At 65.5% G+C, this 16222-nt stretch carries 15 protein-coding genes; 3 read left to right on the top strand and 12 right to left on the bottom strand.

Annotation, left to right across the window (positions count from 1 at the left end; translation table 11 throughout):
• The 3 genes from J2R78_RS21910 to J2R78_RS21900 all read right to left on the bottom strand — a co-directional run bounded on the left by J2R78_RS21910 (position 1) and on the right by J2R78_RS21900 (position 2765).
• The gene (locus J2R78_RS21910; protein WP_092080760.1) at positions 1–1764 is read right to left on the bottom strand and encodes an adenylate/guanylate cyclase domain-containing protein; all 1764 of its coding nucleotides are present in this window, start codon (positions 1762–1764) and stop codon (positions 1–3) included.
• Positions 1765–1940: 176 nt separating this feature from the next.
• Entirely contained in the window at positions 1941–2213 is a 273-nt protein-coding gene (locus J2R78_RS21905; RefSeq protein WP_016841616.1) for a DUF2312 domain-containing protein, read from the bottom strand.
• A gap of 249 nt (positions 2214–2462) precedes the next feature.
• Positions 2463–2765 (bottom strand): DUF1244 domain-containing protein, encoded by a 303-nt coding sequence (locus J2R78_RS21900; protein ID WP_050422684.1) that lies wholly within the window; start codon positions 2763–2765, stop codon positions 2463–2465.
• 196 nt (positions 2766–2961) lie between these two features.
• Here J2R78_RS21900 and J2R78_RS21895 point away from each other — a divergent pair, with 196 nt between their 5' ends.
• Entirely contained in the window at positions 2962–3570 is a 609-nt protein-coding gene (locus tag J2R78_RS21895; RefSeq protein ID WP_038377731.1) for a DUF1036 domain-containing protein, read from the top strand.
• A complete protein-coding gene (gene pyk / locus J2R78_RS21890) occupies positions 3567–5003 on the top strand; it encodes a pyruvate kinase (RefSeq protein ID WP_225162447.1) in 1437 nt (478 codons plus the stop codon). The genes J2R78_RS21895 and pyk overlap by 4 nt, the downstream gene beginning before the upstream one ends.
• A gap of 77 nt (positions 5004–5080) precedes the next feature.
• Here the strand turns inward: pyk and J2R78_RS21885 are convergent, their stop codons facing one another.
• Complete coding sequence (locus J2R78_RS21885) at positions 5081–5509, bottom strand: OsmC family protein (protein WP_016841620.1); 429 nt, start codon at positions 5507–5509, stop codon at positions 5081–5083.
• A gap of 82 nt (positions 5510–5591) precedes the next feature.
• Positions 5592–6266: a TetR/AcrR family transcriptional regulator gene (locus tag J2R78_RS21880; RefSeq protein ID WP_026191806.1), complete on the bottom strand. Its 675-nt coding sequence runs from the start codon at positions 6264–6266 to the stop codon at positions 5592–5594.
• A gap of 394 nt (positions 6267–6660) precedes the next feature.
• On the opposite strand from J2R78_RS21880, the gene J2R78_RS21875 reads away from it, so the two are divergent.
• Positions 6661–8163, top strand: a complete 1503-nt coding sequence (locus tag J2R78_RS21875) for a hypothetical protein (RefSeq protein ID WP_253606793.1) — start codon at positions 6661–6663, stop codon at positions 8161–8163.
• Between the two features lie 206 nt (positions 8164–8369).
• Here J2R78_RS21875 and J2R78_RS21870 read toward each other — a convergent pair whose 3' ends face one another.
• The 7 genes from J2R78_RS21870 to J2R78_RS21840 form a co-directional block, all read right to left on the bottom strand.
• Positions 8370–9569 (bottom strand): ABC transporter substrate-binding protein, encoded by a 1200-nt coding sequence (locus tag J2R78_RS21870; protein ID WP_253606791.1) that lies wholly within the window; start codon positions 9567–9569, stop codon positions 8370–8372.
• A gap of 120 nt (positions 9570–9689) precedes the next feature.
• Positions 9690–10076, bottom strand: coding sequence for a DUF3052 domain-containing protein (locus J2R78_RS21865; protein WP_253606789.1), 387 nt, complete (start codon positions 10074–10076; stop codon positions 9690–9692).
• Positions 10077–10115: 39 nt separating this feature from the next.
• Complete coding sequence (gene ftsH, locus J2R78_RS21860; RefSeq protein WP_018268750.1) at positions 10116–12038, bottom strand: ATP-dependent zinc metalloprotease FtsH; 1923 nt, start codon at positions 12036–12038, stop codon at positions 10116–10118.
• Positions 12039–12296: 258 nt separating this feature from the next.
• Positions 12297–13331 carry a tRNA lysidine(34) synthetase TilS gene (gene tilS, locus J2R78_RS21855; protein WP_253606787.1) on the bottom strand — a complete coding sequence of 345 codons (1035 nt, stop codon included), beginning with the start codon at positions 13329–13331 and terminating at the stop codon, positions 12297–12299.
• A 52-nt stretch (positions 13332–13383) separates the two neighbouring features.
• Positions 13384–14424: a tol-pal system protein YbgF gene (gene ybgF, locus J2R78_RS21850; RefSeq protein ID WP_253606786.1), complete on the bottom strand. Its 1041-nt coding sequence runs from the start codon at positions 14422–14424 to the stop codon at positions 13384–13386.
• Positions 14425–14674: 250 nt separating this feature from the next.
• Complete coding sequence (gene pal / locus J2R78_RS21845) at positions 14675–15157, bottom strand: peptidoglycan-associated lipoprotein Pal (RefSeq protein WP_016846948.1); 483 nt, start codon at positions 15155–15157, stop codon at positions 14675–14677.
• Positions 15158–15429: 272 nt separating this feature from the next.
• Complete coding sequence (locus J2R78_RS21840; protein WP_057018120.1) at positions 15430–16164, bottom strand: hypothetical protein; 735 nt, start codon at positions 16162–16164, stop codon at positions 15430–15432.
• Between the last annotated feature and the right edge of the window lie 58 nt (positions 16165–16222).

Raw genomic sequence — 16222 nt, 5'->3', positions numbered from 1 at the left:
TCAGGCCGGCAGCCCTGCCTTGAGCAGGCCGGCCTCGTAACGCGACCGATCGGGCTCGCACTTGTAGCGCTGCGTTGTCAGGTGCGTGGCAACCGAGAAGCTCGGCTCGCGCTTCAGCACCTCGGCGGCGTGGGCAGAGGCCGCCACCGTGTTGCCCATCTGCGCGAAGGTCGCCGCGAGGAAGGCATGATGGGTGTGGTCGGGGCGCGTGATGCGCGAGAACGCCTCGACGGCGTCGGCGTATTTCTCGGCGCAATAGCAGGCCCGGCCGAGATGGCTCCAGAAGCGCTCCGGATGGAACGGATTGAGGCGCATCGCCCGCTTGATCCAGTCGATGCCCTCCTCGGGCCGCCCGAGCCAGGTCAGGAGCTCGCCCTGCTGCACGACCACGAGGTCGTAGTTCGGGTTCAGCGCGAGCGCGCGCTCCTGGTGGAAGGCCGCCTTGTCGTGGTCGTCGCGGTTAAGGTTCAGCGCGGCGAGGATCCGGTGCACGTCACTGTCATTGTCGTCGAGCTTGAGCGCGATCTCGAGCTCTGCGGCGACCTGCGCCATGGTCGCGTCGCGGTCGGTGCACCAGTTGTAGACCCAGGTCTGGCCGAGCACGCAGGCCCGCCAGGCGTGGGCATGGGCATAGTTTGGGTCAAGCACGATGGCCCGCTCGAGCAAGCGCTGCGCCTCCGCGTTGTCGTCCCGTGCCGAGCGATGATGCAGCACCTTGGCGGCAAGCACGCATTCATAGGCCGCCATGTTGTCGGTCGGCTTGCGCTTGACGCGGTCATGCGCGGCAGCCTCGACGCGCCCCGGCAAGGTCGCCACGATAGCGCGCGTCATCTCGTCCTGGATCGCGAAGATGTCGGCAAGCTCGCGGTCGTAGCGTTCGGCCCAGACGTGCCGGTCGGCCACGGCGTCGATCAGCTGCACGGTGACGCGGATCCGGCCGCCCGCCTTCCGCACGCTGCCTTCCAGCACATAGTCGACGGCGAATTCCTTCGCGACGTCCTGCACCTTCACGGCCTTGCCCTTGTACACGAAGCTCGAGTTGCGCGAGATCACCAGCAGATCGTGGAAGCGCGACAGCTCGGTGATGATGTCCTCGGTGAGCCCGTCGGCGAAGAATTCCTGCTCGGGATCGCCGCTCATGTTGACGAGCGGCAGCACGGCGATGGAGGGCTTCTTGGCGACGACAGGGGCGGCCACCGCGCTCGGGTGCTCCGGAACGGGCCTGGCACCGGATTCGAGATGAACGCGAAAAACCCGGATCGGGCGCGCGATGTTCTTGACGGTCTGGTCGCCGAGATCCTCGAAGCTCAGATCTTCCAGGCGATCGCCGACCTGATCGCGGACCGCGCCGGAAATGCAGATGCCGCCGGGCTCGGCCAGCGTCTCCAGGCGGGACGCGACGTTGACGCCGTCGCCGAAGATATCGGCACCGTCAACGATCACGTCGCCAAGATTGATGCCGATGCGAAACTGCATCCACCGCGCCGGTGCGACGTCGGCGTTGCGCTTCGCCATCCGGCTCTGGACCTCGGCCGCGCACAGCACCGCATCGACGACGCTATGAAATTCAACCAGCAGGCCGTCGCCAGTGGTCTTGATGATGCGGCCGCGATTCTTGGCGATGGCCGGATCGATCAGCTCGATGCGATGGGTTTTGAGGCGCGCAAGGGTGCCCGTCTCGTCAGCCTCCATCAGGCGGCTATAGCCGACCATGTCGGCGGCGAGGACCGCAGCGAGCCGGCGCTCTGGTCCTGGCACGTCCATCTGAACGATCTGCCCGGTTGCCTCGCCGGCAGTGTAGCAAATCCCGGCATTTCACCCAAGCCTCGACAGGAGGCCTTCCAGCAGCTTTGACCTGAGCCTTTGAGGGGCGCGCCTTGGAGGACGCCTTTGGGGGCGCCCTTGGCGAACGCCCGGCAGAGAGTGGGCCGCCGGCCGCCTCAGAGCATCCCCAAAGCCTGCATGTAGGTCTCCAGGATGGTCTCCTGCTCCTGGCGCTCGTTCGGATCCTGCTTGCGCAGACGGATGATGGCGCGCAGCGCCTTGACGTCGAAGCCGTTGCCCTTGCTCTCGGCATAGACGTCGCGGATGTCGTCCGAGATCGTCTTCTTCTCTTCTTCCAGCCGCTCGATGCGCTCGATGATGGACTTGAGCTGGTCCTTGGCAAATCGCGTTGCGGGCTCTTCCTTGACGGCGGCAGACGTGGTGGCCATCGCGCACTCCTGAACAGGTATCAAAATGTTACGCGAATACGCGCCTTGCGCACCGCTTGCTGCGGGCGACCCTCGATTTTGGCGCGCGTTCCGTCAAGGAAACATCGCGCTCATCCACAGCGCGCCCACAGGAGATGCTGGTCTTTCAGGTATAAACGTCATTCCGGGGCGATGCGGCAGCATCGAACCCGGAATCTCGAGATTCCGGGTCTGGTGCTAACGCACCATCCCGGAATGACGTTGCTCGGCTTAATGCCCGCTTTGGGCTTTCTTCATCGCCGCGAGCTGCTCCGGCGTCGCGCTGCCCTGATACTTCGCCTTCCATTCCTCATACGGCATGCCGTAGACCGCCTCACGGCTCTCGTCCTTGCTCACCGCAAGGCCCTTGGCGTCGGCCTCTTCCTTCATCCAGTTGGACAGGCAGTTGCGGCAGAAGCCGGCGAGGTTCATCAGGTCGATGTTTTGCACATCGGTGCGGTTGCGCAGGTGACTGACGAGACGCCGGAAGACCGCGGCCTCGAGTTCCGTTCTGGTTTTGTCGTCAATGCTCATGATCGTGATCCCGTGTGTCGCGCTCACCATATTGATATCAGGTGGGAATTGTCACAGATTTTGCCATATCGGCGCGCAAAACGGACCCGTCCGGCCACCCCGGCCATAGTCCGACAGCGTCGCAGACGGGCGCCTGCCCGTTGACAGTGCCGGCCGGGCACGCGAAATCGTCCATGATTTGATATAGCTTCGCTGCATGAGCCCAACAGATTCCCTCGCCTCAGCTCCCCGCAATATCCGTCTGACGTTGGCCGGCCTCCTGCCGGTGCTGGCGCTGGTCGCGGCCTGCCTGTGGACGAGCCCGGCGGCGGCCGATTTCCGGCTCTGCAACAACACCTCGAGCCGCGTCGGCATCGCGCTCGGCTACAAGGACGCCGAGGGCTGGACCACCGAGGGCTGGTGGAACGTGTCGTCGCGCACCTGCGAGACCTTGCTGCGCGGCAACCTTGTGGCGCGCTATTACTACATCTACGCTCTCGACTATGATCGCGGCGGCGAATGGTCCGGCCAGGCCTTCATGTGCTCGCGCGACAAGGAATTCACCATCAAGGGCACCGAAAATTGCCTGGCGCGCGGGTTCGACCGCACCGGCTTCTTCGAGGTCGACACCGGCGAGCAGCGTGCATGGACCGTCCAGCTGACCGAAGCCAACGAACAACAGCCGCAGAAAGTACCGGGAATGCCGGGCGGCGTGGGTCCAGGAAGTCCCGGGGCGATGCCGGGCCTGCCCAACCCGCCGCCGGGCGCAGCGCCTCCGGGCGCGTCTGGTCTGCCGCCAGCCGCACCACCCGGAAACAAACCATGAGACGACTGCGTCGAATCAAGATCCTCGCAACGCTCGGCCCGGCCTCCTCAGACAGCGCGATGATCCGCAAGCTGTTCGAGGCGGGCGCCGACGTCTTCCGCATCAACATGAGCCATACCCCGCACGACAAGATGCGGGAGCTGGTCAAGACCATCCGCAATGTCGAATCGAGCTACGGCCGGCCGATCGGCATCCTGGTCGACCTGCAAGGGCCGAAGCTGCGGCTTGGCTCGTTCGCGGAAGGCTCGACCCAGCTCAAGAACGGCCAGAGCTTCATTCTGGATTCCGACAAGACGCCGGGTGACAACAGCCGCGTCCAGCTTCCGCATCCGGAGATCCTCGCGGCGCTCCGCCCGGGCCATGCGCTGTTGCTCGACGACGGCAAGGTGCGGCTGATCGCCGAGGAAACCTCGCCCGAGCGCGCAGTCACGCGCGTCGTGATCGGCGGCAAGATGTCGGACCGCAAGGGCGTCAGCCTGCCCGATACCGATCTGCCGGTGTCGGCGATGACCGCAAAGGACCGCGCCGACCTGGAAGCCGCGCTGCCGGAGGGGATCGACTGGGTCGCGCTGTCCTTCGTGCAACGTGCCGAGGACGTGATCGAGGCCAAGAAGATGATCCGCGGCCGCGCCGCCGTGATGGCCAAGATCGAGAAGCCGCAGGCGATCGACCGCCTTGCCGACATCATCGAAGCGTCGGACGCGCTGATGGTGGCGCGCGGCGATCTCGGCGTCGAACTGCCGCTGGAGCGGGTGCCGAGCCTGCAGAAGCAGATGATCCGGATGGCGCGCCGCGCCGGCAGGCCGGTGGTAGTCGCGACCCAGATGCTGGAATCGATGATCCAGGCGCCGGTGCCGACGCGCGCCGAAGTCTCCGACGTCGCCACCGCCGTCTACGAAGGCGCCGACGCCATCATGCTGTCGGCGGAATCCGCCGCCGGCAAATTCCCGGTGGAGGCAGTCTCCACCATGAACCGCATCGGCGAGGAGGTCGAGCGCGACCCGACCTATCGCAACGTGATCAACGCGCAGCGCGTCGATCCCGAAGCGACGGTGGGTGACGCCATTGCCGACGCCGCGCGGCAGATCGCCGAGACGCTCGACCTGTCGGCGATCATCTGCTGGACGTCATCAGGTTCGACCGCGATCCGCGTGGCGCGCGAGCGCCCCAAGGTGCCGGTGGTCGCGATCACGCCGAACCTCGTCACCGGCCGCAAGCTGTCGGTGGTGTGGGGGGTGCATTGCGTGGTCGCCGAGGACGCTCACGATCTCGACGACATGGTCGACCGCGCCGGCTCGATTGCGTTCCGCGACGGTTTTGCCAAGGCCGGCCAGCGCGTCATCATCGTTGCCGGCGTTCCGCTGCGCGCGCCCGGCACCACCAACATGCTGCGCATCGCCTCGGTCGGCCCGAAGGGCGACGCGCAGCTCTAGATTCCAGTTTGACGCGTCTTCTTCACACGAACCGGTGCCTATTTCGCTCGAAAACGCTCTAACCCGCCGCGCCGCGATCAGCCCTGCAACGACGCGTCGAGCGTGATCTTGGTGTTGAGCAGCTTCGACACCGGACATCCGGCCTTCGCCTTGCCGGCCAGTTCCTGGAACGTCGCATTGTCGGCGCCCGGGATCTTCGCCGACAGCGTCAAGTGCACCGCGGTGATGGCGAAGCCGTCGGCGACCTTCTCCAGGGTCACATCGGCCTTGGTCTCCATATGCTCCGCCGTGAGCTTGGCTTCGCCCAGGATCAGCGACAGCGCCATCGTGAAGCAGGCGGCGTGCGCCGCGCCGATCAGCTCCTCCGGGTTCGAACCGGGCTTGCCCTCGAAACGGCTGGCGAAGCCGTAGGGGTAATCCGAGAGCGCGCCGCTCTTGGTCGAGATCGCGCCCTTGCCGTCCTTGATGCCGCCCTGCCATTTGGCCGAGCCATGGGTCGTCGTCATGCGTTGCTCCGTGAGGTGGTTGAGCCCAGCCCGCAAAACTACAACGCCATTGCGACAGAACTGTTCTTCGCGCGCGCTGGCCTCAGGCGCCGACCAGCGCCTTCGCCGGAGTCGTCGCCTGCACCACGAGGCCCCGCGCGCGTGCGTCCATCACGCCGACCGCGCGCAGCGCTAGCAGCGTCACGGTCTGCACCGCGTCACGCAGCTTGATCGGATCGTCGAGATTGGCCGGCGCCAGCGGGCCGACCAGCGCTTCATGCAGCGCGCCGAGCAAGGCAGTGGCGGCCAGCGCCGTGTCCTGCGCCGGCAGGTGGCCGGCGCGCACCGCGGCATCGATGCGCATGGCCAGCTCGCCGGAAATATCGCGGCGGCTGGCGAGGCGCGAGGCGGTGACGTCGACGTCGACCGGCTCGGCCAAAATGCCCCAGGCGAGCTTGCGCTGCGACAGCACGTGGACCGCGATCGTCGTCACCGCGGCAGCCAGCGCCGATGACGGCCCTGGCGCGGCATCGGCCGCACGCCGGATCGCCGTGAGCTCGTCGCGCGAGACTTCCGTGATCAATTCCGAGATCAGCTCGGCCTTCGACGGGAAATAGCGGTAGACCGTTCCGGCCGCGACATTGGCCCGCACCGCGACGGGTGCGATCTGGACCGCTGCCATACCGCCCGCCGCCGCCGCGTCCCGCGCAGCCGACAGGATGGCGCTGCGCCGCGCGGCCAGCCGTTTCACGACCTGATGAGTTCGCCGGTAGACCATGGCGTTCCGTCCCCCCGCCGTGCGCCCCGGCCGGCGCCCACCGGCAGAACACACGAGTCTTCAACGTTTTGAGCGATTGATCCCGCAATCGCCTGAAGAAGTGAACAACTATTCAGACTGAATGACAAGCTGGAATTGTAAGGATTTTTTGCAACCTCTGGTACCACCTCTGATTGAGCCGGCGACGCTCCGGCCGCTCCCGGCCGGATCAGGGCCGCGATGGTAAATCGCCGGCTAAGGCGATCGCTCGAAATCGAGGTATCTGATCTTGCGCACGCGCGCGATATCGCTGCGGCATTTACCCGAATTTATCGGAAGCCGTGGTCGAGTGCGCGCTGGCGTCACGCGGTGGCGTTGGCTCTGGATGCCCCGGCCGAAACAAGCAAGAAAGCGCATGTCACTCTCCATCACCAGCAGCGTGAGCAGCCGTAGCGCGGCGCGAGGACTGGTGCCGCTGTGCGCCGCCGTGGGCGCCTATCTGTTTTATCTCTCGGCCGGCGAAATCCTGCTGCGCGATTCCGACACGATGTGGCAGATCCGGGTCGGACAGTGGATCCTCGAACACGGCGCGATGCCGACATCGGACGTGTTCTCGTTCACCCGTTTCGGCGAGCCCTGGATCTCGAGCTCGTGGCTGTCGCAGGTGGTGTACGCGCTCGTATACGGCGGCGATTGGGCCGGGCCGGTGATCCTGTCGTCGATGGCGATCGGCGCGACGTTCGCAATCTTCCTGCATCTGTTGAGCCCGTATTTCGATCCGGCGCGCGCGCTTCTGATCGCGGCGCTGGCGCTGCTGTTGTCGACGATCCACTTCTTGGCGCGGCCGCATGTGCTGGCGCTGCCGGTGCTGCTGGCGTTCATCGGCGGCCTGCTCGCGGCCGCGGATCGCCGCACTTCACCGTCATGGTGGCTGCTGCCGCTGATGACGCTGTGGGCCAATCTGCATGGCGGCTTCGTTCTCGGGCTGGCGCTGATCGGACCGATCGGACTGGAGGCGGTGTGGAACGCGGAGCCCGGCCGCCGCCGCCAGCTTGTCGTGCGATGGGGCCTGTTCGGCCTCGCCGCGCTGGCCGCGAGCTGCCTGACGCCCTATGGCTGGAACAGCCTGCTGGGCGCGACCAAGATCCTCAGCCTCGGCAAATTGCTGACGCTGATCGGGGAATGGAAGCCGGCGGATTTCAGCAAGCCCAGCTTCTTCGAAGCCACGCTGCTCGGCCTGATCGGCCTGATCTGCTATCGCAGGCTGACGCTGTCGGTGCCGCGGATCCTGCTGCTGCTCGGGCTGATCTGGATGGCGCTGAGCCATGTCCGCAACATCGAGGTATTCGCGTTCATCGCTCCGCTGGTGCTCGCCAAGCCGATCGCCGAGCAATGGGGAACGGCAGGCGCCACCGCCGCCCGCTTCGAAGAAACGCGCGCATTTCCCGTCGTCACGATCCTGGCTGTGATCGCGATGGTGATCGGCGCATGGGTGACGACGGCGATGTTCGTCGCGCAGCATCAGTTCAAATTCCTCCCGATGTTCTCGCCCGTTGCCGCGGTCGACGTGCTGCAGCAGCACAAGGCGCAACGCGTGTTCAGCACCGCGCCGTTCGGCGGCTACATGGTCAGCCGCGACATGAAGGTGTTCATCGACGGCCGCGCCGAGCTCTATGGCGAGCAATTCGTGCTCGACTATTACGATGCGCTCGATGCCCGCGACGTCGGCCGGCTGCTGGGCCTGCTCGACAAATACCGGATCGATGCCACGCTGCTGAGCTCGGACTCTCCCGCCGGCAACGCGCTGGATCATCTGAAGGGCTGGAAGCGGGTGTACAAGGACGACATCGCCGTGATCCATGTGCGCTCGGACGAGACGAAGACCGGCGCGGCGGCGGCGGGTCAGAGCACGAACTAACCGACGCCGCACAAGTCCAAAATCGCATCGTCGTCCCGTCATCTTGAGGTGCGAGCCTTGCGGCGCAATTGCGCCGCTGGGCGAGCCTCGAAGGATGAATCGGCCACCAGTCGGGCCGTCGATCCTTCGAGACGCCGCTGCGCGGCTCCTCAGGATGACGGGTTTGATCCCCGGCGCTCACAGTTCAAGCGCGATCAGCCCCACCCTCAATTCCCTGTCTGAAGTTCGCCGAAGCGATCCCAGGTCTTGCCGTTGAAGCGCATCAGCTGCATCTGATCGACCGGCACGTGGTCGGCCGGCGAGGTGTTGACCTTGATGCCCGGCAGCAGCATCGGCAATTCCAGGCCCTTGATCGCGAATGCCTGACGCAGGATGTTCTCGGTCGAGAGATCGTCGCCGCAGGCCTTGAGCACCGCCTCCAGCGCCATCGCGCTGTTGTAGGCGTTGACGTAATTGGTGTCGTGCTGATCGCCTTCCGGCACGTATCTGGTCATGAACTCGCGCCAGCCCTTCATGCCGGGATCGTCGCTCCATGCCGGGTCGTCCGGATCCTTCACATAGGCCGTGGAGATGATGCCGGTGCCGGCTTCGACGCCGGCTGGCTGCATTACGGTCGAGATCCACACCGCTGTGTTGGACAGGAAAGTCATCGGCCGCCAGCCGATCTCAAAGGCCTTGCGGATCGACTGCGCCGCGAATTTCGGCGTCGCCGCGATCACGAAGACGTCGGCATTGGTGGCCTTCAGCTTGACGATCTGGGAGTCGATCGTCGGGTCCGTGATCTCATAGGTCGCAACCGTGACCAGAGACTCATACTTCTCGCCGAGCACGTCCTTGAGGCCGGCGAGATAGTCGCGGCCGTAGTCGTCGTTCTGCGAGATGACGGCGAACCTTGCATTCGGATTCTTCGCCAGCGCATAGCGCGCATAGAGCCGTGCCTCGTAGCGGAACGGCGCCTGCACGCCCATTGTTGCCTGCGGGAATTGCGTGATGTCGCCGAATTTCGAGGCGCCGGAGGCCAGGAACAGCTGCGGGGTGTTCTTGCCCTGCAGGTATTTTGCGATCGCGGTATTGTGCGCGGTGCCGATCGAGGAGAAGATCAGCGCGACCTCGTCGCTCTCGACGAGGCGGCGCGTCTGCTCCACCGTCTTCGGCGGCGCGTAGGAATCGTCCAGCGAGATGAAGTTGATCTTGCGGCCATTGATGCCGCCGCGCTCGTTCAGCATCCTGAAATAGCCGGCCTCGCCCTTGCCGAGCGCGCCGAACGCCGACACCGGCCCGCTATAGGGCATGGTCTGGCCGATCCTGATTTCGGTTGATGTGACGCCGCGCATCTCGGCGGCGATGGAAGACGTGGGCAGCAGCAGGAACGAAATGGCGCCAAGCGCGCCGAATGCCTTGCGCATCGGCCTCCCCTCCCCTTTTTCTTGCCGCGCCATCAGACAACGCGGCCGTGCCGTTTACGGCTTGGCGGGAGGATGCCACGGCGCCGCAGCGGAGGCCACGGATATTCGAAAGGTGCGATTTCAGCGCTTGCCGCGGTCCCTGACCGGGATCACGAATTTCAGTCCCGACCAGACGTCATCGACCGCACAGACCTTGACGTCGACCAGGCCGTTCGCGAGCCCGGTTGCGCGGACCTGTCTCTCCGTAAGATCGGTCGCGACACCCGAACTCTTCTTCGGCCACGATACCCAGATCATGCCGTCAGGGGCGATCGCATGACGGTAACGCCGCAGCCTGGCCGCAAGCCCCTCGGCCTTGGCGGCGAACAGGTGCACGGCATCGAGCGGTGCCCGTGCGGTCTTCGCTACCAGCACATCGGCGGGCAGCTCGCCGACAACGTCGCCATAGGGAACGGACAACCCGTCGACAAAAATACAAAAGCCCGGCTTGAGGCCGAGCTTTTGCACAACTGGTCTGCCGGAAGTGCCGGCCATCGCGGGCGAGGCTTACGCCTGCGGCTGCGGCTCCATGCCGGTGTCCGGATCGGGACGCGGGCGCGGCTTGCCGGCTGGCGGCACGGCGGATGCGCGCGGCGTCGACGGCTCCAGCACCGACTCCCGGTTGGGCTTCTTGCCCTTCAAGAGGTCGATGATCTCGTCGCCGGTCAGCGTCTCGAACTCGAGCAGGCCCTTGGCGAGCGCCTCGAGATCCTCGCGCTTCTCGGTGAGGATCTTGGTCGCCTCGTTGTAGCCTTCCTCGACCAGACGCCTGATCTCGGAGTCGATTTTCTGGACGGTAGCCTCGGACGCATTCTGCGTGCGCGAGACCGACATGCCGAGGAACACCTCGTCCTGGTTCTCGCCGTAGGAGACGGTGCCGAGCTCTTCCGAGAGGCCCCAGCGCGTCACCATCATGCGGGCAAGGCGGGTCGCCTGCTCGATGTCGGAGGCGGCGCCCGAGGTCACCTTCTCGCGGCCGAAGATCAACTCTTCGGCGACGCGGCCACCCATCATGATGGCAAGGCGCGAAGTCATCTGCTCGAGCGACATCGACAGCTTGTCGCGCTCCGGCAGCTGCATCACCATGCCCAGCGCACGGCCGCGCGGAATGATGGTCGCCTTGTGGATCGGATCGGTCGCGACGACGTTGAGGCCGACGATGGCGTGGCCGCCCTCGTGATAGGCCGTCAGCAGCTTCTCTTCCTCGGTCATCACGAGCGACTTGCGCTCGGCGCCCATCATCACCTTGTCCTTGGCCTCTTCGAACTCGGCCTGCGTCACCATCCGCTTGTTGCGGCGGGCGGCGGTCAGCGCAGCCTCGTTGACGAGGTTCATCAGATCGGCGCCCGAGAAGCCCGGGGTGCCGCGCGCGATGGTCTTGAGGTTGATATCCGGCGCCAGCGGCACCTTGCGAACGTGAACCTTGAGGATCTGCTCGCGGCCGACCACGTCCGGGTTCGGCACCACGACCTGGCGGTCGAAGCGGCCGGGACGCAGCAGCGCGGGATCGAGCACGTCGGGACGGTTGGTCGCCGCGATCAGGATCACGCCCTCATTGGCCTCGAAGCCGTCCATCTCGACCAGCAACTGGTTCAGCGTCTGCTCGCGCTCGTCATTGCCGCCGCCGAGGCCGGCGCCGCGATGACGGCCGACCGCGTCGATTTCGTCGATGAAGATGATGCAGGGCGCGTTCTTCTTGGCCTGCTCGAACATGTCGCGGACGCGGCTCGCGCCGACGCCGACGAACATCTCGACGAAGTCAGAACCGGAGATGGTGAAGAACGGCACGTTGGCTTCGCCCGCGACCGCGCGCGCGATCAGCGTCTTGCCGGTACCGGGAGGGCCGACCAGCAACACGCCGCGCGGAATCCGTCCGCCGAGCCGCTGGAATTTGCCGGGGTCGCGGAGGAATTCGACGATCTCCTGCAGGTCCTGCTTGGCCTCGTCGACACCAGCGACGTCCTCGAAGGTGACGCGGCCATGGGCCTCGGTCAGCATCTTGGCGCGCGACTTGCCAAAGCCCATCGCCTTGCCGGCGCCGCCCTGCATCTGCCGCGACAGGAAGATCCACACGCCGATCAGCGCGATGAACGGCAACCAGGAGACGAGCAGCGAAACGAACCACGGCACGTTGTCGCCGGGTGCCTTCGCGGTGATCTGCACCTTGGCGTCATAGAGACGCTTCACCAGCGAAGGATCGCTCGGCGCGTAGGTCTGGAAGCTCGTGCCGTTGTTGAAGGTGCCGTGAATCTCGGGCCCCTGGATCACGACGTCGCGGACATGGCCCTGATCGACCTCAGTGAGAAGCTGCGAGAACGAGATGTCCGAGGACGACGAGCGCTGGCCGGGATTCTGGAAAAGCGTGAACAACGCCAGCAACAGCAGGACAATGATGACCCAGAGGGCGAAATTCCGCAGATTGGCGTTCATGGTCTTCCTTCGTGGTCGCGCGGATCGCGGCCTCTCTCTATCCTTGGGCAGGCTCTGTGGGAATCCCCAGGGAATCCATCCCGTCGATGGCATACAATTTAGGTGCCGCTGGGGTAGATGCCAAGGGAACCACGCACGACTATTTACCGCATCCTAGCGCGATTCCCGGTCAAAAAATGGCGCTGAATCCGGTGTTTTTCCGGGGTGGTTAAGCCTCTTTGCCCGATTATGACAGCGATTGAAACAATCGAACCCGGCTCAGCGAGAGCGCCCCCGGCGGGGCGGTGCCGGGCCGATCCTGATCCGGCCGGCGGCGATGCTGATGACCGCTCCGGCAAGGGTCTGTTTCAGCCTGGATTCGCGTTTTCCCAAAGTCCCATCCAAGGCCTCGTCCATCGCGGCGAGCAGGGTTTCGACCTTGCCGAGCTCGGCCGGGCCCTCATGTCCGACGCGGTCGATGGCGCGCTTGAGCAGACGGACGCGGATTTCCTCGGGCATTACTGCGAACAGCGCAGCATCGAAGCCAGCGCCGGAGTTATCCTCGCTCTTCAACGCAAGATAGTGCTCGGCGCCGTCGACCAGCACCTCCAGGGCGGCGTTGGCGCGCGCGATCCGCGCGGCAAGCCGCGCCAGGTTCCGCGCGTCGCCGCCCTCCGCCGCGAGCATCGGCATCAGCGCGCGCAACCGTGGACGCGTGAAGGACCGATCGCGGTTGGTCGGATCGTCGGCAAAGCCGATGCGCGCCTTCTGCAGCGTCGCGATCAGCTGGGCCTTGGAGATGTCGAGCAGCGGCCGTGTCAGCAAGACGCCGTCGCGCTCGGTCTCGCGCGCCATTGCCGAGAGGCCCGCAACGCCGCTGCCGCGCAGCATCCGCATCAACAGCGTCTCGGCCTGATCGTCACGGGTGTGCGCGGTCAAAATATGCGTGGCGCCATGCTTGCGTGCGGCCTGCGCGAGCAGTCGATAGCGGGCCGCGCGCGCCGCTGCCGGCACGCCGGTTCCAGGCTTTGGTCCAGTCCAACGCAACGTGTGATGCGGCAGCTCGAGACTTCGCGCCAGCCGCTTGACGTCGCGCGCCTCGCGAGCCGCTTCAGGACGCAGGCCGTGATCGACCGTGACCGCCACCAGCCGCGGTCCCTGCGCGAGCGCGCGGCGCCAGCGCGCGGCGAGCCACATCAGCGCGACTGAATCGGGACCGCCGGACACCGCAAGCAGGAGCGCCGGCGCGCCCGCAAGGCCTGCGAACAGGCGCTTGGCGTCCCTTGCCGGGATGGCGGATTGATCGTCGGGCATCGCAAAACCAGCTGCTGGCGGAGAGGCCGGAAGCGGCCTTCCCGCATCTGGTTTAGCACTTCACGCGCTTCTGCTCGCGATCAACCGCAGCCTTGACCCCGCCGGACGCGCGCGGGTACTTCCGCGTGATCTCGCCGAACGCGGCGCAGGCCGCTTCCTTCTCCTTCAGCGCCGCCAGCGACTGGCCGAGCCGCAGCAGGGCGTCGGGCGCCTTCGCGGACTTGTCGAACTTGGTGGTCACGCCGAGGAAGGTCTCCGCAGCATCGCGATATTGCTGGCGCTGGAAATAGCTTTCGCCGAGCCAGTATTGCGAGTCCGCCACCAGGGGATCGTTCGGATACTTCTGGCCGAAGTTCTTCATCGTCTCTTCGGCGAGCGCATAGTCCTTGCGCTGCATATAGCCGATGCCGAGGTCGAACTCGTCCTTCGACGTCGCCGACGGCGGCAGCGTGGTCAGGGCTGCGCTCGCGCCGGGCGCACGCTGCGGGCTGGTGTTGCCGAGATTGAGCGGCTCGCCTGCCCCACGGCCGCCGGGCGCACCAACCGCCGCCTCACTGGGCATCGGCATCCCGCCGCCGCCAAGTGCGCGCGGCGCCCCTGGGGCATTCGGGTTCTGGTTCGGATCGAAGGCATCGCCGCGGCCGCGGCGGCCGGAAGCCGCCGGCGCCGGCTCCTGCGCGATCGGCGCAGGCGCCGCGATCTGCTGCTGCTGGTCATAGCCGCCCTGCGGCGGCCTGCCATATCCTTGCTGCGGCTGGCCGTAGCCTTGCTGGGGCTGGGCGTAGCCCGGCTGCGCTTGCGGGTAGGCCTGCGGTTGCTGCGCCGGTGGCGCCGCCGCAACGGGTTGGCCCGCCGGAGCCTGTCCAGCTGGGCCGGGCGGTTGCCCGCCAAGCTGCCGCAGCCGCTCCTCGAGCTGGCGGTTACGGTATTGCAGTTCCTCGTTCTGGCCGGTCAGCTGCCGCAGCTGGTTCTCGAGCCGCTCGATCCGCATTTCAGCATCGGAATCGTCGGATTGGGCAAACACTGGCGCGGAAACGGCGAGCAACGCCGCGATCGCCGCGGCGGAGGAAAGAAAATGAATCCTGGATGACATTTTGCCCTGACGACGAGATCGACGTGAAAAGCGAGCGACATTGAAAGACGGAGTACGCCGGAATTGTGACTGGCACTTCAAATCCGGGATAGCGTCGCGGGATACCGGTTTAGTACGGATGCTGGAACAAGCAAGCGGCCAATTGCGCGCAGCTTCGTTCATCTTGATGACGGCGGGCCGGGCCTTCACGCGGCAAAAACAAAACCGGCGCCCGAAGGCGCCGGCTTGAAAACACTCATTCAGGTTCGCGTCAGGAGCTGGCGTTCAGCACGGTGACGGCACGACGATTCTGCGACCAGCAGGAGATGTCGTTACAGACCGCGACCGGACGCTCCTTGCCGTAGGAAATGGTGCGCATGCGGCTCGGATCGATGCCGCGCGAGGCGAGGTAAGCGCGGACCGACTGGGCACGCCGGGCACCGAGCGCGATGTTGTATTCGCGGGTGCCGCGCTCGTCGGCATGACCTTCGATGGTGAAGGAGTAACGATTATAGGTCTGCAGCCACTGCGCCTGCTTGTCGAGGGTCGCCGTCGCCTGCGGGCTGAGATCGGTCTGATCGCTCTCAAAGAACACGCGGTCGCCGACATTGACCACGAAATCCTGCTGGCTGCCCGGGGTCGCGGCGCCCCCAATCGCGCCATTGGCGTCCAACGGGTTCTTGTTGGCACAGGCACCCATCGACAGCGCCACCGCCAGAACCGCAACCAGCTTCATACCCTGGAGATAATTCATTCCCGGAGCCTCCACGCTCGCGCTCTTCGTACTACCCAATCGGTCTACAGGGCGATGGTTAAGCGAACGTTCCGTCAACCTTGACGAGACCTTGCTGAACCCCATCAAATGCCAGGCAATGGCGAAAAGCGCCCCCGATGGTTAATGGGTGGCAAATGTGGCGCGATGGTGAAGGGAAGGCAAGGTTCGCGGGAACCGGCCGCTTTTGCAGGACAATTTGGCCTGCGCGCAACAGTCGATCGACACTGACTCGATGAGAATGGCCGATTCCCTCAGGGATTCGGCACGATCGAAGCGCGCTCGAACGGCTGCACGAAGCCGTCGGGCTGCAACTGGCCTTCGCGGTCGAACAGCATGCGCCGCTCGAAGGCGCTGGAGCGCAGGAAGGGATAGCGGGCCAGCACGCGTTCCCGCACCGTCGGCAAATGCGACGCCATCAAGCCGACCGGCTTCACCAGCCCGGGATAGAGCCGCGGCTCCGACCAGGTCTCGTGCAGGAACACACGCCGGTAGAACGCCATGTGCTCGGGCCGGACCGGCGCCAAGCCGTAATCAGCGTTGAAGTGCACGCCCGCGGTCGAGCCAAGGCGCACCGTGACATAGGGCAGTTCCGGAACGTTCCGGGCCTTTTCGGGATCCGCGACGAAGCGCGTCGAGTCGATGAAGACCAGGCCCTGATCAAGCTTCGGCAGCAGCACGTCGCCGAACACCTCGAGCGTCGGCGAGGTACGCCACTCCGGCGTCACCACGGTGATGCGGATCGAGCTGCAGAGTTCGCCCTGCAGATAGACACCGAACACCCAGGCATTCGGCGCATCATCGAACTGATCGACGACCCGCTCGTCCGCCGAGGGCCGGATCGCGCCTTCGCGCAGATAGGCGCGATAGCGAAGCCGGTAGATCTCGTCTTTCTGTTCCGGGGTCTGAGCGAGGCGGTAATCGACTTGATCCAGAGGGTCCGCAAGCCTTCCTGTCGCGGGCTTGATGGCTTCGGCCGCGGACCTCATTTGGTACTCCCTGAACAACGCAACAACTTCAACGCGCGGCCAAAAGATTAACAGCTTC

The organism is Bradyrhizobium sp. USDA 4538, from assembly GCF_024171045.1.
In the GTDB taxonomy this organism is placed as follows: domain Bacteria; phylum Pseudomonadota; class Alphaproteobacteria; order Rhizobiales; family Xanthobacteraceae; genus Bradyrhizobium; species Bradyrhizobium australafricanum.
The sequence above is the reverse complement of the archived record's forward strand: the minus strand, read 5'-3'. Positions and strand labels throughout refer to the sequence as shown.